21 protein-coding genes are annotated in these 24,256 nt (G+C 44.0%); 1 reads left to right on the top strand and 20 read right to left on the bottom strand.

Going from position 1 to position 24,256, the window contains the following annotated elements; translation table 11 throughout:
- Positions 1 to 24: 24 nt before the first annotated feature.
- The 11 genes from Ga0466249_RS20565 to Ga0466249_RS20515 all read right to left on the bottom strand — a co-directional run bounded on the left by Ga0466249_RS20565 (position 25) and on the right by Ga0466249_RS20515 (position 15,101).
- Positions 25 to 1,878 carry an ASKHA domain-containing protein gene (locus tag Ga0466249_RS20565; protein ID WP_215831369.1) on the bottom strand — a complete coding sequence of 618 codons (1,854 nt, stop codon included), beginning with the start codon at positions 1,876 to 1,878 and terminating at the stop codon, positions 25 to 27.
- A 90-nt stretch (positions 1,879 to 1,968) separates the two neighbouring features.
- A complete protein-coding gene (acsC, locus tag Ga0466249_RS20560; protein ID WP_215831368.1) occupies positions 1,969 to 3,303 on the bottom strand; it encodes an acetyl-CoA decarbonylase/synthase complex subunit gamma in 1,335 nt (444 codons plus the stop codon).
- Positions 3,304 to 3,397: 94 nt separating this feature from the next.
- Entirely contained in the window at positions 3,398 to 5,527 is a 2,130-nt protein-coding gene (gene acsB / locus Ga0466249_RS20555) for an acetyl-CoA decarbonylase/synthase complex subunit alpha/beta (RefSeq protein ID WP_215831367.1), read from the bottom strand.
- A 44-nt stretch (positions 5,528 to 5,571) separates the two neighbouring features.
- A complete protein-coding gene (cooS, locus tag Ga0466249_RS20550; protein ID WP_215831366.1) occupies positions 5,572 to 7,521 on the bottom strand; it encodes an anaerobic carbon-monoxide dehydrogenase catalytic subunit in 1,950 nt (649 codons plus the stop codon).
- A gap of 111 nt (positions 7,522 to 7,632) precedes the next feature.
- Positions 7,633 to 8,394, bottom strand: a complete 762-nt coding sequence (locus Ga0466249_RS20545; protein ID WP_246588923.1) for an ATP-binding protein — start codon at positions 8,392 to 8,394, stop codon at positions 7,633 to 7,635.
- 28 nt (positions 8,395 to 8,422) lie between these two features.
- A complete protein-coding gene (locus Ga0466249_RS20540; protein ID WP_246588931.1) occupies positions 8,423 to 9,106 on the bottom strand; it encodes a DUF3786 domain-containing protein in 684 nt (227 codons plus the stop codon).
- A 249-nt stretch (positions 9,107 to 9,355) separates the two neighbouring features.
- Positions 9,356 to 11,485, bottom strand: coding sequence for a formate dehydrogenase subunit alpha (fdhF, locus tag Ga0466249_RS20535; RefSeq protein WP_215831364.1), 2,130 nt, complete (start codon positions 11,483 to 11,485; stop codon positions 9,356 to 9,358).
- Between the two features lie 25 nt (positions 11,486 to 11,510).
- Complete coding sequence (locus Ga0466249_RS20530) at positions 11,511 to 12,089, bottom strand: 4Fe-4S dicluster domain-containing protein (protein ID WP_215831363.1); 579 nt, start codon at positions 12,087 to 12,089, stop codon at positions 11,511 to 11,513.
- Positions 12,090 to 12,156: 67 nt separating this feature from the next.
- Positions 12,157 to 12,960: a formate dehydrogenase accessory sulfurtransferase FdhD gene (gene fdhD / locus Ga0466249_RS20525; RefSeq protein ID WP_215831362.1), complete on the bottom strand. Its 804-nt coding sequence runs from the start codon at positions 12,958 to 12,960 to the stop codon at positions 12,157 to 12,159.
- A gap of 108 nt (positions 12,961 to 13,068) precedes the next feature.
- Positions 13,069 to 14,475, bottom strand: coding sequence for a [FeFe] hydrogenase, group A (locus Ga0466249_RS20520; RefSeq protein ID WP_281422684.1), 1,407 nt, complete (start codon positions 14,473 to 14,475; stop codon positions 13,069 to 13,071).
- A 38-nt stretch (positions 14,476 to 14,513) separates the two neighbouring features.
- The gene (locus Ga0466249_RS20515; RefSeq protein ID WP_215831361.1) at positions 14,514 to 15,101 is read right to left on the bottom strand and encodes a 4Fe-4S dicluster domain-containing protein; all 588 of its coding nucleotides are present in this window, start codon (positions 15,099 to 15,101) and stop codon (positions 14,514 to 14,516) included.
- A gap of 175 nt (positions 15,102 to 15,276) precedes the next feature.
- Between Ga0466249_RS20515 and Ga0466249_RS27300 the strand changes: the two genes are divergently transcribed.
- Positions 15,277 to 15,513 (top strand): hypothetical protein, encoded by a 237-nt coding sequence (locus tag Ga0466249_RS27300; RefSeq protein ID WP_215831360.1) that lies wholly within the window; start codon positions 15,277 to 15,279, stop codon positions 15,511 to 15,513.
- A 44-nt stretch (positions 15,514 to 15,557) separates the two neighbouring features.
- On the opposite strand, the gene Ga0466249_RS20505 is transcribed toward Ga0466249_RS27300, so the two are convergent.
- From Ga0466249_RS20505 to Ga0466249_RS20465, 9 genes are all read right to left on the bottom strand, one after another.
- The gene (locus Ga0466249_RS20505; protein WP_215831359.1) at positions 15,558 to 16,409 is read right to left on the bottom strand and encodes a bifunctional 5,10-methylenetetrahydrofolate dehydrogenase/5,10-methenyltetrahydrofolate cyclohydrolase; all 852 of its coding nucleotides are present in this window, start codon (positions 16,407 to 16,409) and stop codon (positions 15,558 to 15,560) included.
- Between the two features lie 62 nt (positions 16,410 to 16,471).
- Positions 16,472 to 17,098, bottom strand: coding sequence for a cyclodeaminase/cyclohydrolase family protein (locus Ga0466249_RS20500; protein WP_215831358.1), 627 nt, complete (start codon positions 17,096 to 17,098; stop codon positions 16,472 to 16,474).
- 67 nt (positions 17,099 to 17,165) lie between these two features.
- The gene (locus Ga0466249_RS20495; RefSeq protein ID WP_215831357.1) at positions 17,166 to 18,275 is read right to left on the bottom strand and encodes a uroporphyrinogen decarboxylase family protein; all 1,110 of its coding nucleotides are present in this window, start codon (positions 18,273 to 18,275) and stop codon (positions 17,166 to 17,168) included.
- Between the two features lie 146 nt (positions 18,276 to 18,421).
- Positions 18,422 to 19,042 carry a cobalamin B12-binding domain-containing protein gene (locus Ga0466249_RS20490; RefSeq protein ID WP_215831356.1) on the bottom strand — a complete coding sequence of 207 codons (621 nt, stop codon included), beginning with the start codon at positions 19,040 to 19,042 and terminating at the stop codon, positions 18,422 to 18,424.
- A gap of 216 nt (positions 19,043 to 19,258) precedes the next feature.
- Positions 19,259 to 20,935, bottom strand: a complete 1,677-nt coding sequence (locus Ga0466249_RS20485) for a formate--tetrahydrofolate ligase (RefSeq protein WP_215831355.1) — start codon at positions 20,933 to 20,935, stop codon at positions 19,259 to 19,261.
- A gap of 148 nt (positions 20,936 to 21,083) precedes the next feature.
- Positions 21,084 to 21,917, bottom strand: coding sequence for an FAD/NAD(P)-binding protein (locus tag Ga0466249_RS20480; RefSeq protein ID WP_215831354.1), 834 nt, complete (start codon positions 21,915 to 21,917; stop codon positions 21,084 to 21,086).
- Positions 21,918 to 22,913 carry a 4Fe-4S dicluster domain-containing protein gene (locus Ga0466249_RS20475; protein ID WP_215831353.1) on the bottom strand — a complete coding sequence of 332 codons (996 nt, stop codon included), beginning with the start codon at positions 22,911 to 22,913 and terminating at the stop codon, positions 21,918 to 21,920.
- On the bottom strand, positions 22,910 to 23,764 hold the full coding sequence (locus Ga0466249_RS20470) for an anaerobic carbon-monoxide dehydrogenase catalytic subunit (protein WP_215831352.1): 855 nt from the start codon (positions 23,762 to 23,764) through the stop codon (positions 22,910 to 22,912). Before Ga0466249_RS20470 ends, Ga0466249_RS20475 begins: the two co-directional genes overlap by 4 nt.
- Entirely contained in the window at positions 23,754 to 24,224 is a 471-nt protein-coding gene (locus tag Ga0466249_RS20465; RefSeq protein ID WP_215831351.1) for a hydrogenase iron-sulfur subunit, read from the bottom strand. Before Ga0466249_RS20465 ends, Ga0466249_RS20470 begins: the two co-directional genes overlap by 11 nt.
- Positions 24,225 to 24,256 lie beyond the last annotated feature (32 nt).

The following is a 24,256-nucleotide window of genomic DNA, read 5'->3' as shown; positions in this document are numbered from 1 at the left end:
ACATTCCTCCTCAATTACGGTCTGCTAACTACCAACCGATGGAAACAAGTTGAGATCGGTATGGGGTAAGAATAACGCAGAAATGAATTCCTCCATAAATAAATTCCCAGCTGATAGTTCCACATAGGTAATACTTTCAGCCAATTGTTGCGCCACTTCCAGTGCTGCAGACGAGATAAGAGCGGTTAGAGCACCATTTATTGAAGTATTGCCTAAGAAACAGTATTTAGCTGAGCCAAGATCAGGCAATAATCCGATTTCGACGGCATCTTCGATGTTAAGATAGCTGCCGAAACCTCCAGCAATGTAAACTCGTTCAATGCTGGACATGTCCAGATCCACACTTTTTAACAGGCTCCGCATCCCCGCGTATATCGCACCTTTGGTTCGCAACAAACTTTTTATATCTGCTTCGGTAATCACAATATCACGTTCGCCTCCCGCCGTTTCGTCCGCCCATGCCAGCACAAATTGTTTTCCAGCGTCCAAGCGGCGAATACGCGCCGTCAGCACATCCTGAATCTTTCCCGCCCGATCGATTATTCCGACTTTGCGCATTTCCGCCAGCACGTTAATCAGTCCAGAACCGCAGATACCTAATGGCTGTATTTCACCAATGGTCGAATAATTTACCGTAAAAGTATGAGGATCAATAGTCAGTCGTTCGATGGCGCCCTGCATAGCTCGCATACCACAAGTGATTCCGGCTCCCTCAAAAGCCGTGCCAGCAGAGCAAGCACAACTTACCAACCAATCTTGATTTCCCAAAACCATTTCCCCGTTGGTGCCGATGTCCATAAACAGTGTCAGCTTTTCTTCCTTAGCCATACCGTTAATCAAGACTCCAGCGACGATATCTCCCCCAACATAACTGGCCACCGCGGGGAAACTAAAGACGACCGCGTTAGGATGAACATTCAGTCCCAATTCTTTCGCTTTGGCAACAGGAAAACAATTTGCAGCAGGCACATACGGCTCCAAGCGGATATAACACGGCTGGATGCCGAGCAAAAGATGAGCCATGGTGGTATTTCCTGCCGTAACAATTACCCGAATATCCGCTATGTCAATTATATATTTGTCGACGAGATTCCCTATCAAGTAATTGATTGTTTCGATCACAGCCTTTTGTAATTTTTCCAAACCGCAACTTTCATCACTGGCGTAAATGATACGAGTAATAACATCGCCGCCAAATTGAGCCTGCCTATTATGAGTTCCTTCTTGACCAATAACGCTACCGGAAAGCAAATCAACCAAATAGACAACAACAGTTGTCGTCCCTACATCAACGGCAATCCCAAACAAGCAGGCCTGATGGTTGTGAGAATCAATGCTGATAACATGGGCTTTTCCTGCGATTTCTACATAGGTGACATCTACGTTCCAGTTACTACTGCGCAAAATATCAGCTAAGAACCGTATCTGACTAAGATCAAGTTCCACATCCCTGTCGGTGAATTTCCGCAACGCCATGAGCAACCGGCTGGCATCGCTGCTAGGGTCGGTCAGACTTGGCGGAGTTAGTTGGAGGCAAACTTTCTTGCACAAGGGATCAAAACGAAAGAGAGACGGCAATTCAGACACGGTTCCTATTACAACTTGATTTCCCGTCAACCGCGATTCGGGGGGGATTTCGACTACAACATCCCCGACCACTCGCGTCTGGCAAGCAACAGATAACTCTCCATGCATAACTGTCGTTGTCTGCACCGACCCGCTTACCACCTTGAGCAGACATTTGCCGCACGTACCTTCACCGCCACAGGTGCACTGCATCTCAAGTTTGGCTAGGCGCGACGCAGTAAGAAGATCGGTTCCGGCATCCACTTCAACTTGGATATTATCGGATTTAAAAAACACGCTGTGCTTTGGCACAAAATACCTCCTCGTTGCAGTCTTCATAGTGCTCTTGATTTTATTTTATAAACTTATCCGGGCTGGGCGGGTTATGCCACAAAAATGCTTTTAAAGAAAATGTGCTTTGGCAAATGCCGGAATACCAGCGGCCTCCTCTGGTCCAACCAGCACGTTCCAACCGGATTTTTCTTTCAATTTACCGCTGAGGACGGCGGTATGTCCGGGAATAACACAGGTGGTATGATTGATCTTGCTTTTTATGCCAGAACTTTCGAGAAATTCGGCGATGGAATCAGCAGTAAACTTGCCTGACGCCCACGAGGTAAGAATCGAGGTGCCATCAGTATCTACAGGCAGTATATATCCCGGAATCTTACTTCCCGACACTTCACCCTCAACCGCAAAATAAGTAAGGGCGAAGTTTGTGCATATATATACGGGGGAATCAGGAGTAACCGCGCCGATTTCGTAAATTTTTGCTTCAACGGCAATCGGTTTTTGCGGATCAGTATAAACATTTTGTCGCCAGGTCAACAGGGGTAAAATTTGCGATTTTTCATCAGCTTTTACTACAATAATGCTGGCGAATTTGGCTATATACACGCCAGCTTGGATTACTTCTTCCCGTGGATCATCAGAAGTAGTAAAGGTAATAGTCGGATAACCTAGTGGACGAAATTTCTTTTTGATCGACAAACGACGAATTTGAGTCTGATCAGCCAATACCTGAGAAGTAGTCCGGCTACCAGTATCAATGACCAATTCTTTGTAAAGAGGAGCGACCTTCTCTACCAACGCGGCGGTATCAGCCAAATTATTTCCTTTTACAACAACAGGGCAATTATAGGATTTCGCCAGTCCAATTACCTGTTCATAATTATCGGCTGTAGCAGCATAAATCAGCGGTCTATTGGCCGAAACTACCGACAATGCCGCTTCCAGAGCCGCTATATTATTGCTGATCAAAACAAGCGGAAAATCAGTCTGAGAAGTAACTTTTTCGATAGTATCCTTATATTTCGCAGAGTCGTGGGAAGCATTAACGACAGCGATAAGATTAACGCTCAATTCTTGACCGACCCGCTCCACTTTCAAATCGTTAATTTTGGCAATTTTGGCCGCCAGCAAATCCGCTGATAGCGTATCATCCACTGAGACAGCAAAAGCCGTGGGGTGGAAAAAGGTTTTATCATGCCGAAAAATAACAGTCTCGTCACCTAATGCCAGCGCCTTTTCGCCTACCCCTACCTTAACCAGACGGATTGGCGGAGCGCCTGCTGCTCCAAGTATTTCTTTTGCCTCTTCTGATACATAGGGGCAACTTTCTAAGGCGGCCTTCCCTGAAGCGATTGACATCGCAAAAGCCATACAGGTGGCTACGCCACATTCCTTACAATTTTTCTTGGGCAATTGCTTAAAAATATCCAAACCTGTTAAAGCCATGTCGTTCTCCTTCCTTCAATTACAGAATGGTATAAATTTCTAAATGCTATTATCAAAGCCTAAAAAATAGCAGGCTACTTCATAGGCTTTGAACCTAAATTAGAGGATCCATAGTGAGAGCCGGATGGTGCTTTTCCTCAAGATAGGGAAGTATTTCCTCCATCGTGCAGCTAACCGATTCATCGGCGATCTGGTCGACGAACCCTTCACCCAAGCCGTGCTTAACGGCTTGCTCGGTTAAATCGGCTCGCAGGAATTCTTTCAGTTCTTTCGGCATCCAAACGATCCGGGCAATACCGCCGTCAGCCGGAATAAACTTATCGCTGACGATATACCGCCGTCCAATGCCCATGAAACCGGGCGCCTGGAGACCCCCGCCGACAGCCCCGGCCAGCGTCGAAAATGACATGCCACAAGGAGTGTCACCGGCGAATTCCCGGGTGGTAACCATAATTCCATTGGCTTCCGGCGCAATAGCTACGATAGCCTCAAAACAGCCGCAAGAAGTCATGGGGCGGTCCATTAGCGTATAGAGATTGACTTCTTCCAGCGCACGATTAGAAGCATTATAAAGATAGGAGTTAACGTTTTGCCACATGCCTTTTTCAGCATCCAGACATGCACCTTTTTCAATCGGCTGATTCGGGCCGGTAGGTGTAATCTCATTGGAAGCTTTGGCATCCAGCCAACTGACTGCTCCACACAAACCAACCCGTTCGGGTGTTACGATACAAACGTGGTTGGGAGCGAAAGATTGACAAAGAATACATGAATAGAAAGTATCCACAGCTTCGTCATTGAGACCTTTGAGTCGAGCATCGCGAGCGGCATACTTTTTGCGAGCGATTTTGATTTTTTCTTCAACAATAGCTTGGTCGGTAATGAGTGTAACCTGGACACGATCCACAATGGCCGGATAGTCTGACTTTAACTTGGCAATCAGAATTTCACCATAATCACGAATCTTGAAACCTACCGCCGCCGCTCCCTTGCTAATTCTCAGCCACGCCAAATCTCTTTGTCCCACATGCCAAAGTCCTTCACCGTAGTTGACGAAGTAGTGAATGCGACGCTCAAGAACTCCTTCGAAGTCCTCCTGCATTTTGCGGCCATAAATATTGACCATAATGGCAAGGGGCAGACGATCACCTTCTTTGACATCGGTAATTTCGGGACCGATAACAGTAATCTTGCCGTCTTCAATTGCATCAGCGTCAACCATGGTAACCAATTCAAAGGCGGTTGTCTTATTACCGCCAAATTCGAGGTAAGTATCGGAGCGTCGGATACTTTCACCTTCAAAAGCCGGACCAATCGTGATTGGCACGGGAATATCAACAATTTTGAGTTTTATGCCCCGCAATTCAAGTGCTAATTTAACCATTTCGTCGTAATCGGGCTCAGAGACAAACCAGTCGGGAATCTCTTCAGCCAAAGACTGGTCAGTAACCACCGGGAAACCCATGGCGACGGCGCCCAGTTCGGCGGCGATTTTGACTTCATCAAATTCGCCCAACGCTAAAACAAAAGCGGGTACTCGGCGACACTGATAATCAAGTTGTTGCTGTCGCTGCCCCGGTTTAATGCCGCCAAAAGCCAAACCGGCCCGATAAGCAAAGTTGACGGCATGAATCGCCGCTGTGAAATTTCCCACAGGGAAAGCGAGATAATCAGCCCCGAGTTTCACATTCTCTTCTAGTAGTTGTTCGATAATTTCATTAACCAAAAAAATCATCAAACCCTTAGACTGCAGGTTTTTAATAAGTTTAGCCGCTTCTTTTGAAGTACGCGCTTTGCCGATAATAACGGCAACCCCCGGTATGGTGCCATCGACAAGAGGCACACCAGACTTTCGCAAAATTGAGTCAGGCAAAAATCCGGTCCAAGGCGCTTTTTCGGGTTTTTCTCCATTGAGATAACGCAACGCTTCAATAATTTCGGCAGCATAGTGAGTGGCTTCACCGTTCAACTTAGCGTTCTCAAAAGTCAGTTCTTCCCGGATATGACTAGATCGGATGCGACTGAGAATCGGCGGCAAATCCCCTAGCATATCGACTTCTTCACCGCTAAGAGCGGTAATGACCGGCAATCGATAAGCCGTATCAGGATATTTGACCGGGGTCGCGGCGCCATATTCTTTGATCGCTTTTTCCAAAAGTATTTGAGCATAACTGGTGGCAATGACTGCCCCTTCATAAGTGGCCTTAAATAATGCAGTTGACACGATTTTCCCTCCCAGTTTCGTACTGTCTGTATCCTTGAAACCGTCTACTCATTTGTCGCATACTTGGCAATAGCCTCACTCCGAACCCGGAATTTCCAGGCCCGTTCATCAAGAGCAGCTAACAGTTTCTTCGCAGCTTTTTCATAGTCGGTTTCCATAATAAAGTAGCCACCGAAGACATCCTTGGCGATTTTCGTTAAAACACCATGAACAAGATCGCTACCGGTAACAGGCGCAATCACGCCGATATGGACAGGTATGCCCATGGCTACATTCCAGGAGCCAATAGCCACAGCTTTTTCGGACATAGGCTCAGGTGCAGAAGCCACAAATGGAACGGCCGGAGTATCTACACCCAGTTCTTGGGCCATCAAAGTGAGCAAATTACTGGCGCGAGAGTTATCGACGCATGAGCCCATGTGAAAGATTAACGGCAGTTCGGTCTTAAGATTGGCTTTTTCACCAATCCGCTGCAAAAATTTCTTCAGCCCAAGACCCGCATAAGCTTCAACCGCCTCATGTGTCAACAGCCCATCCATGGCGTAAGCTTGCCCTGCACAACCAGTCGAAATCATAAATACATCATTGGCCGCTAACTTTTTGGCAAGTCCTAAATGATTTTGGTTGTGAACGCCTTTGAGATTGTTACAGCCACAAAATAGCGCCACTCCCTTTATTTCACCCGTCTTAATCGCATCAGTCAATACACTAACTGGATGTTCCGCGTTGACTGACCCAAAGATGTCCAGAATAGCCTCCAGGCTAAAACCGGCGATAACTTTGTTTTTCAAATCAGGCCGGTTAACCTTATTCGGGTCGCGACTCTTGAATGTTTCAATAGCCAGACGAATAATGGTCCGGGCACTTTCAACTGCATGTTCTTCATCGAATTCAACATGATAAGAACCAGGGATTTTGCTGATAGGCATGGTTGTAACAACTTTAGTATGAAAGCACTCCGACAGGCTACGCAGGCTGGGCATGATACATTGTACGTCAACAACAATCGCATCAACCAAACCGGTCATAATGGCCAATTCCTGGGTAGCAAAGTTGGTAGCTATAGCAATACCCTCCCGGCCCAAAACTTCATTGCCTGTACAACAGATACCGGATAATTTAATACCTTTGCTGCCGACGGCTTTAGCTTCCTCCTGCATCTCCCGGGCGACAGAAACAATGATTTGACTAAGCAGTGGGTTGTGCCCGTGTACGCAAATGTTGACCATTTCGGGGTCAAGAACGCCTAAGTTCGCCTCTGATATCACAGGAACCGGAGTACCAAACAAAACGTCAGATAGATCAGTTGCAAGCTGCATACCATCATAGTCACTAAGCGCAGCTTTCAGACCACCAAAAATAATGTTGACGGGATCGCTGTCATTGCCAACGTGAGTTTGGTGTAATAATTCGGCAATTGAACCATTAATGCTAGACGGCATAATTGCAGTATCATAAAATTTCTGTTTACGGCCTTCCGTAATGGTTGTTTTAGTCCAAGTGCAAGGAGTGTTTTCCTGACGACCAAAGTCCTTCAGCGCTTCCGTAGCTACTCCTTTGGCCACTTCATTGGCAGACTTTCCTGCTGTTTCGATACCGATACGCTCGGCTACTTTCATCAGTTTAGCCTCATCAGTAATCTTATAGTCCTTGGCGTGTCCTTCGGCAACATGAAGAACGGTTGTTGCAATATGTCTCCCGTGATCAGAGTGAGCCGCAGCGCCGCCAGCGATAAGGCGAACGGTGTTTCGGGCTACGATAGTATAGTCCTGTGCCCCACAAATTCCTTTGTTAGCACCGAGTTTTTGAGGAATGATACGGCAGGGGCCTTGCATACAAATCCGGCAACAGATACCAGTATTACCAAATTTGCACTTGGGTTCTTGGGCTTTTGCCCGATCAAAACTGGTTAGATAGCCGATTTTCTTAGCCTGAACCAGCATTTGTCGTGCGGCGGGGTCGACACTAAATTTTTCGAACTCCATTTCCGACATGCGTTTACCTCCCTGTTTTCGTGAAACTATTTTATTTTCTCAAATATATTCGGATTCCTTTTCCTTTGAGAGAGAAAGGAATCTGCTATATTTAAAAATCTATTGGGATATTCAGCCGATAAGGCGATCATAAATTGCCCGAATTTCTCTACCCACAGGATCTTTACTGTCCGTGACATCCACCGGACCGTCCATTGCTGCAGTGAGTATCGCTTCATCAAAGGGCAGCCAGCCAATCATCTCCCCTGCTTCAAACTGTGATTTTACGAATGCTTCATCCTGTTTGTTACGAAGCCTGTTGCCGACAATCTTTATATTTTTAATGCCAAGATCAGTCGCCAATTTTTTTACTACTTTGGCCGTTTGCACGCTGTTCTTGGTAGGCTCGGTCACGATCAGCATAACATCAACCCCTTTGGATGTACCACGGGTTAGGTGTTCGATGCCAGCACCCATATCGAGAACGACAACATCCTGCTTGCCAAGAAGCAACGAATCTATCAACGCGTGTAAAAAAGTGTTTTCCCTACAGTAACAGGACGAACCCCCTTGCTTTATTCCCCCCATACGAAAAAAATAAATATTGCCTTGCTGTAAGCTATAATTATCAAGAATGTCATCGACTTCCGGGTTGAGCGTGTAAAAAGCACCGCCACCGCTCCGGGACCTAATGACCTGTTGCATTTCTATAATCGGATTCATCTTAGTCAAGACATCCTCTGGAATTCCTAAAGCACTTCCTAAACTAGAATCAGGATCGGCATCTACTGCGTACACTTTGTAACCATTACAGGCAAACAGTCGTGCTAGGTTTGCAGCAATGGTCGTTTTACCCACTCCACCTTTACCAGACACTGCAATTTTCAACATCATACCCCCTCGTATAACTATTACTCATTATCTACCTTTGTCGGTCTGCAATCTTTTGTTGCTCCTCCAATGCTTTGCATATCTTAGTCAATTTACCAGCGCAATAGGCAGTGGCAACTACCAAGTCCTCAGTAGGGAGATATTGAGGGGCGGTGGCATCAAATAACACGGTAGCACGAGGTAAAAATTCTTCATCGCCGCTCCACAGGCCGAAAACAACAGGCAAGCGGGGCAGCACGTTAATTTGTACCCCGTAATCGCCGCATGAAAACTCGGTACCGCCTAGAGCTGTCCCCGCTTTCAGAAGCATAGCTGGTTTCTTGCCAAAGACGCTAAGTAAATAATTAATTACCCTGTTACTGAATGACTGAAAATAGATCAGACCACCTTCTGGAATTTCTCTAAAAGATATCCATTGATTTCGCAATGACCGCCCGGAAGCACGAATAAGATAGTGAAGTAGAATTATTTTGATCGTAGTCGGCACTGATTCGGTTTTCGCTGCATACAGCACCTTTCCGGCAGGAAAACTAATTTTATACTCTTCATTGGTGTACGTAAGAAAAAAATTTTGCGTAGCAGTTTCAAAATGGCTGCCGCTCGATACAGCCATATCTAGGGGGTCCCAGCGGCAAAAATCGTTGCAGGCATTCTGGTATGCTAATTCATAAGCCTGTTTGAGATTATCCGATTGTACATCTTGTACATTGTTCATAAGCACGATAATTTCACCTCTTGCTGACGTTCAGTTATTTCTGTAATCTACTAACTGATTACACATAATCTATATGTATATACATATTTTTCTCTGCGAGTTTTTTGAATTCCTGCCAAGCTAGATATCATTTTTTGCATTTTTTTAAATTATTTTAAAACTTTCACTTAGCAAAAACTGTTCTTTTAATATTAACTAACTTCAGTTTGAAAATAATCAACAAAGATATTAGACAACATCCGTATGTAATTAGCAAAGCATCTGTTTTCTAATCTTGGCGTATTCTTCGACAACATATTGTTCCGCCCAGCGTTGATCGTCAATTTTCTCCACTTTTACCGCACAATGCTTATATTCTGGTGTCTTAGAAACCGGATCCAAGTGATTAATTGTCAGTTCGTTACAAGCCCCGATCCACCAATGATACGTCATATACACGGCACCTTTTCTCACACGTTCTGTCGCCATAATTCGCGATATGACCCGGCCGCGGCGGGATGATACCCATACCAGCTCCTGATCTTCCACTCCCAATTTTTCCGAATCTTCAATGCTCATTTGCACATGTCCGGGCTCATCGGCCAATTGTTGCAAAGCTACGCAGTTACCGGTCATGGTTCGGACTGAGTAATGGCTGATTTCTCGCACTGTGCATAGAATGAATGGATATTCCTGATCAGGACTTTCCAGAGGTGGGCGCCAATCCACAGCAAATAGCTTTCCTTTGCCGTTGACAGTATTGAAGCGATTTCCGCTATAAAGATACGGTGTTCCCGGATGTTTTTCATCCGGACAAGGCCATTGTATTCCGCCCAGTTCTTCTAAACGTTGGTATGTAGCACCAGCATACATAGGACATAGTCCAATCATCTCTGTCCATATTTCTTTTGTGTCTGCATACTGCATTTGATAGCCCATTTCCTTAGCAATTAATGAAATAATTTCCCAGTCAGTTTTGACATCGCCCTTGGGTTCTACTGCTTTGCGGAATTGCTGAAAACCGCGGTCAGCGGTAGAATACACTCCCTCATGCTCCCCCCAGGAAGTAGCCGGCAATATTACATCGGCGTGCAATGCAGTTTTATTCATAAAGATATCTTGAACTATAACCAGTTCCAGTTTGTCCAGAGCATGGCGCAGGTGAGCTACGTCTGGATCGCTTTGTGCCGGATCTTCTCCCATAATATAATAGGCTTTTATTTTTCCGGCATCTACCAACTCTGGTACTTGCGTTATATCATACCCTACATTGGCCGAAAGGGTTTCCACCTTCCAGGCTTTCTGGAATTTTTCTCTGGCTTGTGCATCTGTCACCGATTGATAACCAGGGAATAGATTGGGAAGCACCCCCATATCACAGGTACCCTGAACATTGTTTTGTCCTCGAACCGGGCCTACGCCGACATTGGGTCGACCATAATTGCCTGTCAGCAATGCTAGTCCAGACAGTCCCTTGACCACATCTACCGCTTGCCCAAACTGTGTTACACCCATACCCCAAAGAATGAAAGCACTCGGAGCAGCGGCGTACATGCGCATGGCCTCACGGACTTTCATCGCGGGGACACCGGTAATTTTCTCGGCATACTCAGGGGTGTACTTAGATACTAACACCTTATATTCCTCAAATCCTTCAGTATAATTGGCCACATAATGTTTATTGTACAGTCCTTCCATAATCAGAACATTCGCACATGCGTTTACCAGGGCCATATTGGTGCCATTGTTGATGGGCAACCACAAATCGGCAATTCGCGCCGCCTCGGTATATCGAGGATCGGTAACAATAATTCTGGCACCTTTTTCCTTGGCCTTGATAATCCGTCGGGCTACTACCGGATGTGATTCGGCTGCATTATAACCGAAAATAAATAGGCACTTGCTGTCTTCTATTTCCGGTATTGAATTGGACATGGCGCCATTGCCTAAAGTATAGGCAAGACCAGCCACTGATGGCGCATGGCAGAGGCGGGCACAATGATCAATATTATTCGTGCCCAGTACCGCTCTGGTGAATTTTTGCAACACGTAGTTGGCTTCGTTTCCCGGTCCACGAGCCGATCCGGCCACCATAATTGCATCCGGACCGTACTTATCCTTAATCGCCTGAAGTCGGTTCGCAGTAAAATGAATGGCTTCTTTCCACGAAACTGCCACGAATTCGCCCGACTTTTTTAGTAATGGCTTGGTTAAGCGCTTAGTTAGCCGCCGCGTATCATTTAGAAAATCCCATCCATAATAACCCTTTAAACATAGAGTCCCTTCATTCGTACGGCCATCAGCCGGTTCTGCACTGATAATCGCATGGTTTTCCACAATTAAATTAAGTTTACAGCCACCGCCGCAATATGGGCAAACCGTCAGTACTTTTTCAACCATCTTTATACCTCCCTGCCCCGATTGATTATTGTTTGAAAGAAATACGCGACAGTTCCTCGGCGCAAGCCAGCCTTCTTTTTTTGACATGTTTGGACATAGCCGTGCCTTCGATCGGCTTGAATGCCTGCATCGGGCAAACACCAGCACAAGCGGGACCTTCCTGCCGGTTAATACACAAATCGCATTTCAAAGCCACAATTCTTTCTTTTTCGCGTGCACCATTGCCATCAACAATTTTGAGGCCAGTTTGCTGAATTTTTTCGCCTTTTAAAACCTGTGGAACAAGCTCTATCACACCAAAGGGGCACGCTATTATGCAGTTTTTGCAGCCAATACACACTTCGGTATTTATTTGGATGGTATGATCCTTGTTTATAATCGCTTGAGATGGACAAACATTGGCGCAAGGTGCATCCTCACAATGATGACACTGGACCGGAACACTGACAGTGGCAGTCTTAACCACCCGCAGCCGCGGAGTAAAATCCCGGTCCAGCGAACCCGTTATCAGCGCGTCTGCCGGTGAGTGCGCCAACACGCAGGCAATTTCACAAGTACGACAACCAATGCATTTGTTCGGGTCTGCAACGATAAATTTGTTCATCAAAAATCGCTCCCTCATCATTCTGTAGTGCAAGATACGAGTCTAATGGAAAAATTTCCATCCCCTGTCAATCGTCCACAAGCACCCGTTCTGTATGCGTATAGACATGAAACCAGTCCCCTTTTGCTATGCAAATGAGGGTTATGCCCAATTTCAAAGCCATATCTATTGCTAGTGAAGTCGGAACTGACCGGGCTACCACCACTGGTACGCCCATCTTGCTTACTTTAAGAATGATTTCAGACGAAACACGACCGCTAAACACAATTATTTTGTCGGCAGGGCTTACCCCACATTCAAGACATTTGCCATACAGTTTATCAAACACATTATGCCGACCAATATCTTCAGCAAAGTACATCAGCGTTCCGTCGTCAGCAAGAGCTCCGCTGTGCACGCCATATGTGACCCTATGTGTTTCTGAAGCTTGCTCCAGCATGCGAACATAGCTGTTGATGTCTTGGACTCGGACACGAAGCTTACTTTCGATCAATTTGGATACACGCGCATCGTTTGCAAAATAAAACTCAGCCCGCCCCCGCCCGCAGCAAGCCGTTAGACAGCGTTTTAAATACATTTGCCCGGCATTGTGCGGTACTTTTTCTGCTTCGACCCAAATCAAACCACGTTCGCTATCCACCGTAAACTGAGTCAAATCCTGAATGCTGGCAATCATTCCTTCGGAAATCAGAAAGCCTAAAACTAAGTAGCGCTGATCTACTGGTGAGCACAGCATTGTCACCAATTCTTTGCCGTTCAAAAATAACGTCAACGGCTTTTCCTCAGACACCATATCTCGAACCGGAACCAATCTTTCATTCATCGCTTTTAGCGCAGGATAAGCTTGTACGCCGAATATTGTCGTCTGCATTTTAACACCCTCTATGATCGTATTTCGAATCCTGCTAAATTATTCTGGCGGACAACCAACTCCATGTCCGTGCCAAGGAAGCCCTCCACACAAACCAGCTCCTAACACTTATTTTCTCGACGTATATTGGGTATGTAACAAATGATGTGATTCATGTCCCAGCGGTTCTCCCAAAAAAAACTTATAAAGCTTTTGAACATCCGGATTATTATGAGATTCTCGTATTCGCAAATTTTCATCATGAGCATATGTATTCGCCGCTCTGCCAACATAAGCGCCGGGCCTGTCGGATGGCAGGAGAACCTTTGGTTGGCCGCCTCCGCTCACACAGCCAGCTGGACAACACATAACTTCCATAAACTGAAAATCAGCCTTACCTGCCTTAATTTGCTCCATAACCGTCTTCGCATTCTTAAGACCTGATACAACGACAACTTTCAATGTCCAGTTACCAACTTTTACACTGGCCTTACGTATCCCCGCGCCGCCACGGACAGAACGGATGCTGATCTCCGGTATCGATTCCCTGGTAATCAATTTATAACTGGTACGCAGCGCGGCCTCCATAACCCCACCAGACACACCGAAGAGGCTGGCCGCTCCGGTGTAAGTCCCCAGCGGTTTGTCGAATTCTTCCTCCGGTAAATGGAGAAAGTCGATTTCGGCATCTTTAATTAATTGCGCCAGTTCTCGCGTTGTAATGACCACGTCTACATCGCGATAACCACTATCATCCATTTCCGGTCGACCACATTCGAATTTTTTGCAAGTGCAGGGCATAACTGAAATGCTAAAAACCCGCTCCGCCTCTACCCTATCGACTTTCGTGCCATAAGTCTTGAATATCGCACCGGCCATTTGTTGCGGTGACTTGCAACTCGAAAGATGGGGAATTAATTCCGGATAGGTCTGCTCGACATACTTCACCCAGGCGGGACAGCAGGAAGTGAACATCGGCAACGTGCCACCAGCAGTCACTCGCTGAATGAGTTCGGAACCTTCTTCCATAATCGTCAGATCAGCGGCAAAATTTGTGTCGTAAACCCTGTTACAACCAAGTTTTCTTAACGCCGCCGCTATTTTCCCAGGTACTAGGCTACCCCAAGGTAGACCGAATTCTTCCGCAATTGCTACCCGAACGGCAGGAGCGCACTGTACCATTGTGAACAGTTGAGAATCAGCCAGAGCAGCTTTGACTTTTAGCGCATCGCCGCAGTTGTATGATGCGAATAACGGTTCTTTCACTGACGAAAGCAGCCCGCGTTCCGCAATTTTTTGTTCACGTGGCGCGATATCCTCGTCAAAGATAGAAGCATAGGCACTGCAAATTTGAACGCACTGACCACAGGCAACGCAGCGTTCTTGACAAATTGTCTGTGGCTGTCCTTTTTGACCTTTAATGGCATCGACTGGGCAAATTGCTACGCAGCGCTGACACCCTGTACACAGTTCCTGATCAATATGAATAATGCGAGCGACATCTGCCGTAGTCATACGGACAATATCTTCATCCATGCTAAGTCCTCCTGTTGTCATGAATCTGATCTCGTTCATTATTCAACAAATTTCTTTACATAGTTCAGCAAATTAACCGCCGCATCCACATTACGTTGTTTCTTTTCCTGTTTGGGTACGATCATTTCCAATGCTTTTTCCGGACATGCCGTGACACAGGCTGGACTAGTGCTCCTACCTGCGCACAAGTCGCATTTACTGGCCACAACCCGTTCTTTTTCCACAAAGCCTTCTGCAGTTTTCACCTTCAGCGTGCTTTGACTGACCATCTCGCCGTCTCTATACACCGGAACAATATCTATTGCTCCGAAAGGACAAACCATCAGACAAGTTTTACAGCCAATACAATCGGTTTCATCAATCACAATTCTGTCATTGATTTGGGTAATCGCCGCCACAGGGCATACTTGGGCACAAGGCGCATTTTCACACTGGCGGCATTGGACGGGCATCGTCACTGCCAGTGTCTTGACCAGATATAATTTGGCAATCAACGGAGTGTCGATCATCCCCGCAGTAACAAACTCCTTATCAGTGTGAGCCACGGAACAAGCCACTTCACAAACCTTACAGCCAATACACTTATTGGGATCGGCCACGACAAATGCATTCAGGTTAGTACTCATTATAGTTGCCTTCTTTCATTGAACAGCGGCATTCTGTACTCGCCCGCATTATGATCATGTGTTCTGATTCTGACTGTGGACACTTTGCTTAGGGTTTTATTTCATTTTTCTTTACTTTTAAATACAATCCATGCTAAATTATAGGTAAATTTATACATTTTAGGGAGATGGGAAAGTGGCATTATTACTAGAAGGTGCTCTAACAATGTTGTTGGAAAAAACTCAATTAGAAGATAAAAATCGTATTCATCTTGAAGAATGTTATCAGCGTGTTTTTGCTGAACCGATGGGATTTCAGGGAAATGGTATGTTATCAGGCATGCTATCTGCCAACGCCTTGCTTGATATTCCAGCAAACAGTGATCGTTTGTTGATCGGAGCAGAAGTAGATGTCAGGTTGTTGGTTAATTAATAACATGTATGCTTTCACTCTATTTTCAGCCTCTCGTAATTGTTTTACAATAACCCAGCGCTTGCTCCTCTAATTACATGCTTTGCAAGAACAGATGATGTTACAGTTCCAACACCGCCAGGTACAGGAGTTATATAAGATACATTGTTTACTGCACCTTCATAATCTACATCGCCGCACAGTTTCCCTACCTGATCCATGTTGATGCCTACATCAATAACAATACCTCCCTGTGATATAAAATCGGCAGTTATCATTTTTGCTTTTCCCGCCGCAGCAATGAGAATTTCTGCCTCTCTACACAGTTCTTTTAGATTACGCGTTCTAGTATGACAGATTGTAACCGTAGCATTTTTCTTTAAAAGCATCATGGCCAAAGGTTTTCCTACAACCAAGCTTCTCCCGATCACAACGACTTTTTTTCCTTCTACAGATATTTTATAATATTCCAGCAGTTCCATAACTGCTGTGGGCGTACAAGGCGCAAAACCACTTTCATCGCCCGAAAAAACCTTAGCAACATTTATTGGATTTAAGCAGTCAATGTCTTTTTCTGGACTTATTATATGCTTAATTATTCTCTCATCAATCTGTTTAGGTAATGGCCGAAACAGTAGTATTCCATGAATGGCTTTATCCGCATTTATTTTGCTAATTTCATGAATAAGCTCAGCCTGCGCTATTGTTTCAGGATATTCAAAAACTTTACAGTTAATGCCAACACTTTCCGCCCGTTTAATTGCACCTTTTTCATAGGCCAGATCAGGAGGCTTAACTCCAAGCCGAATAATACCGAGTCCGGGGATAACCCCTTTATTTTTAAGCTCCCCAACCTCAATGATCATTTTTTCTTTCATTGCGTTTATGACCTCAGAGCCTTTCATAATAACCGTCATTTATTTTCCTCCCGCTGCAGTAAATTTAGATTATTAATTTAAATCCTGATTTATCGCAAGCACTATTTAAGACTCTTCAATACTTTTTCATACACTGCGTCAGCGCGTTTTCCGGATGCTTCAAGCATTTTTTCAACACCTGCATTTATCTCTTCTGCATAAATTCTGTCCTTCATCAGCTTGGTATTGATAAACACATTTAAGCTTGCTCCCATTAAAGCTGATTTACAGAAAAGTACCCCCACACCTACATCACTTAGCGCTATTTTGGTCCCCTTTTCTGCCAGTTCTTCCTGAAGAATAATGGCCTCCACTGCTGTTTCCATAATTTTTATCGGCACGCTACAAGCAAGTTTTAAGCAGTCTTCCATTCGCTTATTCTTATATAGCCTTTCTTCATCGTTGTTGTTAGGTAGTCCATATGCTTTTGAAAGAGGTTCAAAAACTTCCGCATCCTTTTCAACTAAATCCATTAGTGTTTTCTGGATATCATCAGCTTTACTCAGTAAATTCTTAATATCAGCTTGCACGTCGTCATACTTCTTCTTACCTAGTGTAAGATTGGCGACCATGCTTCCGAGGGCCATGCCAATAACGCCAACATAAGCAGAAGCCCCACCTCCACCAGGTACTGGCGCTGACGAAGCCAGTACCTCAATAAAATTCGTACAATTTTTCTCCATTAACATGTATTTAATGCCCTCCTACACACCTCTGTGTTTATCTGTCACCAATATCGGTTTCCTAATTTTGAAATTACATATTTCCCGTAACTGCAGCAATCATCGCTTTTACATTTTCCACTTTGGCATTAGGTGGTATCGAGCAACCAGAAGATAGAATAAAACCCGTACCCATATCCTTAATTAATCTAGTGCAGTAATCATAAACTTCATCAGGAGTTCCAAGCGCCAGTTTTTGAGCTGGTACATCACCTTTGATGCACATATGTCCGCCCAGAACTTCTTTCACTTTATAGATATCAGTACTGCTATCGGTTTCAAATACGCATTTTCCTTTAGGAAGCGAGCGGAAAAACTCAAGATCCCGTCCCCAATTTGAGTCGATATGAATATCAGCTGCCGCTCCCTCTTCAATAATTACTTCTATTGATCCCTTTAAGTATTTCCAAACAAACCGTTCCCAAAGTTTCGGTGAGAAAAACTCACTAGCTCCCCGAGCTGGAGAAAGAAACACTACAGAAGCCTTCGTTGCCCGTATTTGTTGTCGCAACGATTCATTATTTTCTTCTTGAATTACATCAAGAACTGCTTCCACCTTATCAGGCATTTTAAATAAATCTCTCATAAACTTGGGCATCGAACGCCCGCCACTGAGATATTCATTCACTGTAATTGCTACCACCGGACTATATACCAAATAACCGGCGTCTTCGAAATTTTTAACCAATTGGGGAACTTCAGTTAGTTCTTTCATAGCTTCGTCTAGCGGATAACTTAATCTGTTTACAAGATAGTCTTGTAAGAAAGGCTCCCATCCTTTATTGATAATAGTGTCATAATCATCTATAGTCATTACTTCACGCTCATCAAGCTGCCAGAGAGCATCATCAGGCAGTTCACGTCCAGGCAATTTCGCTTTTGCACAAAACATGATGGGGAATAAAGTCCCGGCGCCAAAGGCAGCATTTATCCCAGTAAAGTCACCCAATCTTTTTGCTGACTCCAACATAACCGCATTAGAGGCTTTCAGATTTTTACAGAAATCAGCCATTTTTACACCGACATGCTTGGCGCAAAAAGCATCCATCATCAGTATCAACGGGGTCCGGTCAGTTTTTTCCAAGGCAATCGCTTTATTAACCCGTGTCTTACGTTCTAAAAGCAGTTCTTGTGTTGTTTTCATGATATCACTCCTTTAATAATCACGATACCATCCATCAACGGGTGGCTTGATGTCAGCCCGATAAGAACGTTATGATAGCATTGGAGGGCTATTTAATCTCCAGGGCTTTCGCTTTCTCTTGCCAGAGTTATATTCTGATTATTTATTCAGACAGCTTTTTTGGACATCTCTACTGCGTCATAAGCATTTTTACAATATCCATCGGCTGCACACCATCTTGCCACACTTTCATCTACTGGTCCACCACCAACTAAAACGGTAGCTGATGCACCGGAAGCTTTAATTGCAGCAACCGTGTCTTTCATTGCGTCAAATGCAGTAGTTAAAAGGCAAAACAGACCAACTACTTGTGGTTTGCTCTTTTCAATTTCTGCCAAAAAAGTTTCAATCGGTACGTCTACCCCTACATCAACCACTTTAAAGCCGTTACAGCTTAATATAGTGGAAACGATATTTTTACCAATATCATGGATATCATCTTTTACTGTGCCTAATATTACTGTACCAATTTTTTTGTCGTTCCCACTATCAGCAAGTGCTGACCCCAAAAGATTAGCAGCATTGGAAAAAACCTCAGCTGACATGATAAGCTCCGACAGATAATAGTCGCCAGCCTCATATAATTTTCCTACTCCTTCCATTCCTTCCTGTAGCTGGGCAAGAATTTCTATTGCTGGTACCCCTTCAGTAATTTGGGCTTTAACACCATCTATTACTAAGTCTTCGTCCAAGTCGTTTACCGCTTTTGCAATATCAATCTTACTCATACTATCTCCTCCCTTGTCTTTTAATAAGTATTTTTATTACTTAATTAATACTACTTACACTTTACACAATAGAAAACTGACTTGCTATAATTATCATTGGTACAGTGCGATAGTATTAACGTTAAATTCCTTATGCACTACCTCATCATGACTAACGGCATATTGGATAATATATACCAGTTATTTCCGTAAGGGTAAAATTTGAATTATTCATGCTTAGAAAAGTCCAGAAATTTTTCCCTTGGAATCGACATCAATTTTTTCAGCTGATGGAACCTTTGGCAACCCCGGCATTGTCATAATATCGCCTGTATACACTACTACAAAACCGGCGCCGGCGGAAACTTTAATATTTTTAACTGCAACTCTAAAGCCTTTGGGCGCGCCTAATTTCTTCGGATCATCCGAAAAGGAATACTGGGTCTTAGCCATACATATTGGCAAATTTTCAAAACCAAGGCTTTGCAAATCAGCCAGTCCCTTTAGTGCGGCAGGCGCGAAATCAGCACCGTCTCCTCCATAAATTTCTTTTACTACCGTCTCAATTTTCTCTTTTATTGTCATGCTATCTTCATATAAACAATGAAACTTGTTTTCCCCCTGCTCAACTAGCCTTACAACTTCTTTAGCCAATTCTTCGCCGCCTGCGGAACCTTTTCCCCAGACTTCGGAAAGTGCCACATGGACTCCTAATTTTTTACATTGAATCTCAATAAGTTTTAATTCCGCTTCCGTATCATTCGGGAACCTGTTTATGGCAACAACAGCAGGAAGCCCAAATTTCACCGTCATGTTTTCAACATGCTTCAGGAGGTTTGGCAGTCCTTTCTCAAGAGCTTCCAGATTTTCTATCTCCAAATCCGCTTTCTGGACACCGCCATGCATCTTTAATGCTCTAACAGTTGCGACGACGATAACGGCCGATGGTTTTATACCAGCTATACGACACTTGATGTCAAGGAACTTTTCTGCGCCAAGATCTGCGCCGAATCCTGCTTCCGTAACAACATAATCGGCCAGTTTAAGAGCCAGTTTTGTTGCCATGATACTATTGCAGCCATGAGCAATATTAGCAAACGGACCACCATGAATAAACGCCGGGGTATGTTCTAAAGTTTGTACAAGATTTGGTTTCAGTGCATCTTTAAGTAGCGCCGCCATGGCTCCTTCAGCCTTTAACTGTCCTGCGGTAATTGGCTTGTCATCCCTTGTAAAAGCAACGATGACATTTTTTAGTTTTTCTTTAAGATGATCAAGGTCTCTGGCCAAGCATAATATGGCCATTATTTCAGATGCGACTGTAATTTCAAAACCGTCCTCGCGCGGCAATCCGTTGGCTTTTCCATTAAGTCCATCTACTACATATCTTAACTGTCTGTCATTCATATCCAGACATCTTTTCCAAATAATTCGGCGTACATCAATATTCAGTGCATTTCCTTGGAATATATGGTTATCTAACATGGCAGCTAAAAGATTATTGGCTGAAGTGATCGCATGAAAATCACCTGTAAAATGAAGGTTGATATCCTCCATGGGTACTACCTGGGCATAGCCGCCACCCGCTGCCCCCCCTTTAATACCAAATACCGGGCCTAAGGAAGGTTCTCTTAAAGCAATAACGGTTTTTTTGCCGATTTTTTTCAAAGCGTCGCCTACGCCAACTGAAGTAGTGGTTTTTCCTTCTCCAGCCGGAGTTGGCGTTATGGCTGTTACCAGAATTAGCTTGCCGTCCGGCTTATTTTTCATTTTTTCAAGCAAATTGTAATCTACCTTCGCTTTATAATTTCCGTATAATTCCAAATAATCTTTTTCAATACCAATACTCGCTGCAACTTCGCCGATTGGTTTTATTTGCGTACTCTGCGCAATTTCAATATTACTTTTAAACATAAAGTCTTTCCTCCTCATTTTATCAGATCAAGGATCGCAAAAAAAATGAAGTAAGTCTTTTAGCCTCCTTTCATTATTGAATTGCTGAAATCTTCCGATTTTTTATTGTCCCTGTAAAGATAGCAAAGCCAGTAAATGATTCCCAATACTAGTACTCATTAGGCATACTCGAGAGTTGATCCAACCTATATACGGGACCATCAACACAGACATAACTGTGCCCAATATTACATTTACCACATTTACCTACGCCACAGGTCATTCGCATTTCCAGCGTCGTCAGTATTTTACTTTTGGGCATTCCAAGCTCAATAAGTTTGTTTGATACCGCTTTAATCATCACTGGAGGTCCACAGAAAACGCCGTAGGTGTTCTGGTAATCAATATCCAAATCGGCAACAAGATTATGGGGAAAACCTACTAGACCATCCCAACCGTTTTCAGCCCGATCAATGGTCAGTAATACTTTCGTATCTTTTACCTTCCGCCACTTCGCAAAGTCTCTCCTATACGAGAAATCCTGGGTACTCCTGGCGGCGATCAGCATTTGAATATCACAATACTTGTTACGGTTCTCATCATCCAACATGGTTAAAATGAGCGGACGGAGCGGCGACAAACCTAATCCGCCGGCAATAATTAATATTTTACTTTTTTCCAGTTCTTTCAGGGGGAAATGATTACCAAAAGGTCCTCTTATCCAGACTGTAGACCCCACCGCCATACTGTGAAGAGCATCGGTCAAATGTCCCACCCTTTTTATTGTCAATTCAATAAATTCCTTATTTTTAGGTGAAGAAGCAAACCCAAACGGAGCTTCGCCGATTCCCGGTATCGAAAGTTCTACAAACTGGCCGGGTAAAAAATTCATTTCTTCCCCGGTAGCAAACTTAATTCGAAAGGTTTTAATGTCAAGATCAGATGTTGTTTCCTGAATAATATCCACAATTTCAGCCTTCTGGGGTGTATATGGACTATTCATTTAATTTTCTCCCTTTACGTTAAGAATGTTATTGATCTCTTTTACCACGGAATGAATATTCATTCCGACCGGACAGCTTCTAATACACCGGCCACACCCAGTACAGGCGGTATAGCCGAAATTCTGCTTAACATAAAGATATTTATGCAAGACTCTCTGGCGGTATCTGTCTTGCTTCGATTCTCGGGGATTATGTCCGGAGGCGTGCAATGTAAACCGTGGATACATGCAACTGTCCCAACATTTGTATCTTGTTACGGCGCCCTTTTTTTCTACTACATCCTTAAATTCAAAGCAATGGCAGGTTGGACAGATATAGGTACATATTCCGCAGCCTAAACACTTTTCCGTAAGCCGCTCCCAGTCTATCTTATTGAATAAATCATTTTCTTCAGCGTTTATTTCTAACAAACCTTGCTGAATTTCTTTTACTCTTTCGCCGTCATTGATAATTTCTAAGCAAAAACCATCCAAAAGTTTCTGCCCTTTTTGGCTGAAAATCTCTGCGGCATAATAATTACCCCTATCAGTAAGAAATACATCGCAATCTTTTGATAACGCCTTATCCACAGTTCTTTCATCACAAAAACACGCGGATTTTTCCTCCGTACAACCCAAACCAACCAGAATCGTTTTCTCCAGTCTATTTGCAAAACCCGTATCTATATATTTTCCTGTAGTAAATACTGCTGACATTATTTTAATCGCTTCCAGGTCACAAGGCTTGATTCCCAATAGAACAGTCTGTGGTACTTCCTCACTGGGAGTTAGACCTCCCTCACTTGTAAAACGCAATATTTTTTCAACCTGAGGAAAGAGATATTCCTTGGGTGATTTATAAGCGATGTCATTGGATAATTCAATCTCAGCGGCCTCTTTTACTACTGCGAAATCCAATATACCTTGATTTCTTACCGGAGCAACAAGTAAATAGCTTTCTTTAATTTTGTCAAGAATTTCTACTAATTTCAGTTTCGGAATTGCTATAGTGCTCACTGGACTTCACTTCCACTCATTGCGGCTTCACTATCGTTTGGATTAAATACTGCCAGTGCAGGCGTTTCTTCAGGATCAATCCCAGCTTCATAGGCATATAATTCCTTCGTGAATTTAGTAATTTCTTTAATCAGATAACGGATATTAACACCCGAGGGGCATACTCTTTCACAGGCACCGCACTCAACACATCTTCCGGCAAGATGCATGGCACGGCCGAGATGAAAAATCATTTTCGCGCCTTCACTTATTTCTCCTGGCAACCAGTTCGGTACATTCATATCTACAAAGCAAGATTTACAATAACAGCCATAGCAGACCTGGCGGCAAGAGTAGCAGAGAATGCATTTTTTCATTTCGTCCTGAAACTTCTTAAGATTGTCCTCAATTGCGACTGTATTACTCGCCTCTTCACTGTCGGGTAAAGTTATTTCAGCGTTATACTTTACAAGGACATCATAGATTGGGGGTATTCTCATCTTACAAGCTTCACAACCGCAAGACGCAGTCGCATCGTTATTTTTCATTCCCGGACATTCGACGCCAATAATGTAAAGTTCATCCCGCTTTATTTGTTGCTCAACTAGATACATAACAATCGCGCGCGCATCGCAGGTTTTCGCGACGATCCCAACTTTCCCCCGCTTTTCCAAGAGGTACTTAGCAAGATTTGGTGTACACTGGGAATCCCATTTCAACTTTTCCGCGTCTTCCGCTGTTCTCATAAACAGTGGCGTGGTAATTCCCTCAACTTCACTTTGAGCAAAACCGATAATTACTTTAGTGCCTTCTTCTTTAAATAATTTTTTACAGATCTTAATTATCTCATTTTTTTGCGTTTCAAAACTCATTTATTTCACTCCTAATGATCCTATTAGGGCCGAGTTTTTTAACATGATCCGTTACTTCGTTTACAATCGTGGCAAATCGTTGTCCCTCCGAAGCAGAAATCCAGGTGAAATAAATCCGCTTCGGCTCAATTCCTGCTGTGATCAACAATTTCTTAAGAACTGTAAAACGCCTTCTGGCAAACAGATTTCCTGAAATATAATGGCAGTCGCCAGGATGACAGCCAGACACCATTACGCCGTCCGCACCTTCAATCAACGCCTTGATAATGTATAACGGGTTCATCCGACCTGAACAAGGCACCCTGATTACTCTAATATTAGGCGGATATTGCAATCTGCTTGTTCCAGCAAGGTCGGCCCCCGCATAGCTGCACCAATTGCAAAGGAAAGTAATGATTGTAGGCTCCCAAGTTTCAACTTTTATTTTTCCGGCACTTTCAATAACCGTCTGATTCGCCATAAATTTTACTCCTTTTTTTACTCCTTAATCCA

Source organism: Pelorhabdus rhamnosifermentans (assembly GCF_018835585.1).
Classification (GTDB): domain Bacteria; phylum Bacillota; class Negativicutes; order UMGS1260; family UMGS1260; genus Pelorhabdus; species Pelorhabdus rhamnosifermentans.
The sequence above is the reverse complement of the archived record's forward strand: the minus strand, read 5'-3'. Positions and strand labels throughout refer to the sequence as shown.

Excerpts from the sequence above, each read along its gene's own strand:
- Ga0466249_RS20470 (WP_215831352.1), bottom strand. The coding sequence starts at position 23,764 with ATGAGTTTTGAAACGCAAAAAAATGAGATAATTAAGATCTGTAAAAAA.
- Ga0466249_RS20480 (WP_215831354.1), bottom strand. The coding sequence starts at position 21,917 with ATGAATAGTCCATATACACCCCAGAAGGCTGAAATTGTGGATATTATT.
- Ga0466249_RS20485 (WP_215831355.1), bottom strand. The coding sequence starts at position 20,935 with ATGTTTAAAAGTAATATTGAAATTGCGCAGAGTACGCAAATAAAACCA.
- Ga0466249_RS20495 (WP_215831357.1), bottom strand. The coding sequence starts at position 18,275 with ATGAAAACAACACAAGAACTGCTTTTAGAACGTAAGACACGGGTTAAT.
- Ga0466249_RS20505 (WP_215831359.1), bottom strand. The coding sequence starts at position 16,409 with ATGACGGTTATTATGAAAGGCTCTGAGGTCATAAACGCAATGAAAGAA.
- fdhD (WP_215831362.1), bottom strand. The coding sequence starts at position 12,960 with ATGCAGACGACAATATTCGGCGTACAAGCTTATCCTGCGCTAAAAGCG.
- fdhF (WP_215831364.1), bottom strand. The coding sequence starts at position 11,485 with ATGGTTGAAAAAGTACTGACGGTTTGCCCATATTGCGGCGGTGGCTGT.
- Ga0466249_RS20465 (WP_215831351.1), bottom strand. The coding sequence starts at position 24,224 with ATGGCGAATCAGACGGTTATTGAAAGTGCCGGAAAAATAAAAGTTGAA.
- Ga0466249_RS20545 (WP_246588923.1), bottom strand. The coding sequence starts at position 8,394 with ATGATGTTGAAAATTGCAGTGTCTGGTAAAGGTGGAGTGGGTAAAACG.
- Ga0466249_RS20490 (WP_215831356.1), bottom strand. The coding sequence starts at position 19,042 with ATGAGTAAGATTGATATTGCAAAAGCGGTAAACGACTTGGACGAAGAC.
- cooS (WP_215831366.1), bottom strand. The coding sequence starts at position 7,521 with ATGTCGGAAATGGAGTTCGAAAAATTTAGTGTCGACCCCGCCGCACGA.
- Ga0466249_RS20530 (WP_215831363.1), bottom strand. The coding sequence starts at position 12,089 with ATGAACAAATTTATCGTTGCAGACCCGAACAAATGCATTGGTTGTCGT.
- Ga0466249_RS20540 (WP_246588931.1), bottom strand. The coding sequence starts at position 9,106 with ATGAACAATGTACAAGATGTACAATCGGATAATCTCAAACAGGCTTAT.
- Ga0466249_RS20520 (WP_281422684.1), bottom strand. The coding sequence starts at position 14,475 with ATGGATGAAGATATTGTCCGTATGACTACGGCAGATGTCGCTCGCATT.
- Ga0466249_RS20515 (WP_215831361.1), bottom strand. The coding sequence starts at position 15,101 with ATGAGTACTAACCTGAATGCATTTGTCGTGGCCGATCCCAATAAGTGT.
- acsC (WP_215831368.1), bottom strand. The coding sequence starts at position 3,303 with ATGGCTTTAACAGGTTTGGATATTTTTAAGCAATTGCCCAAGAAAAAT.
- Ga0466249_RS20500 (WP_215831358.1), bottom strand. The coding sequence starts at position 17,098 with ATGTTAATGGAGAAAAATTGTACGAATTTTATTGAGGTACTGGCTTCG.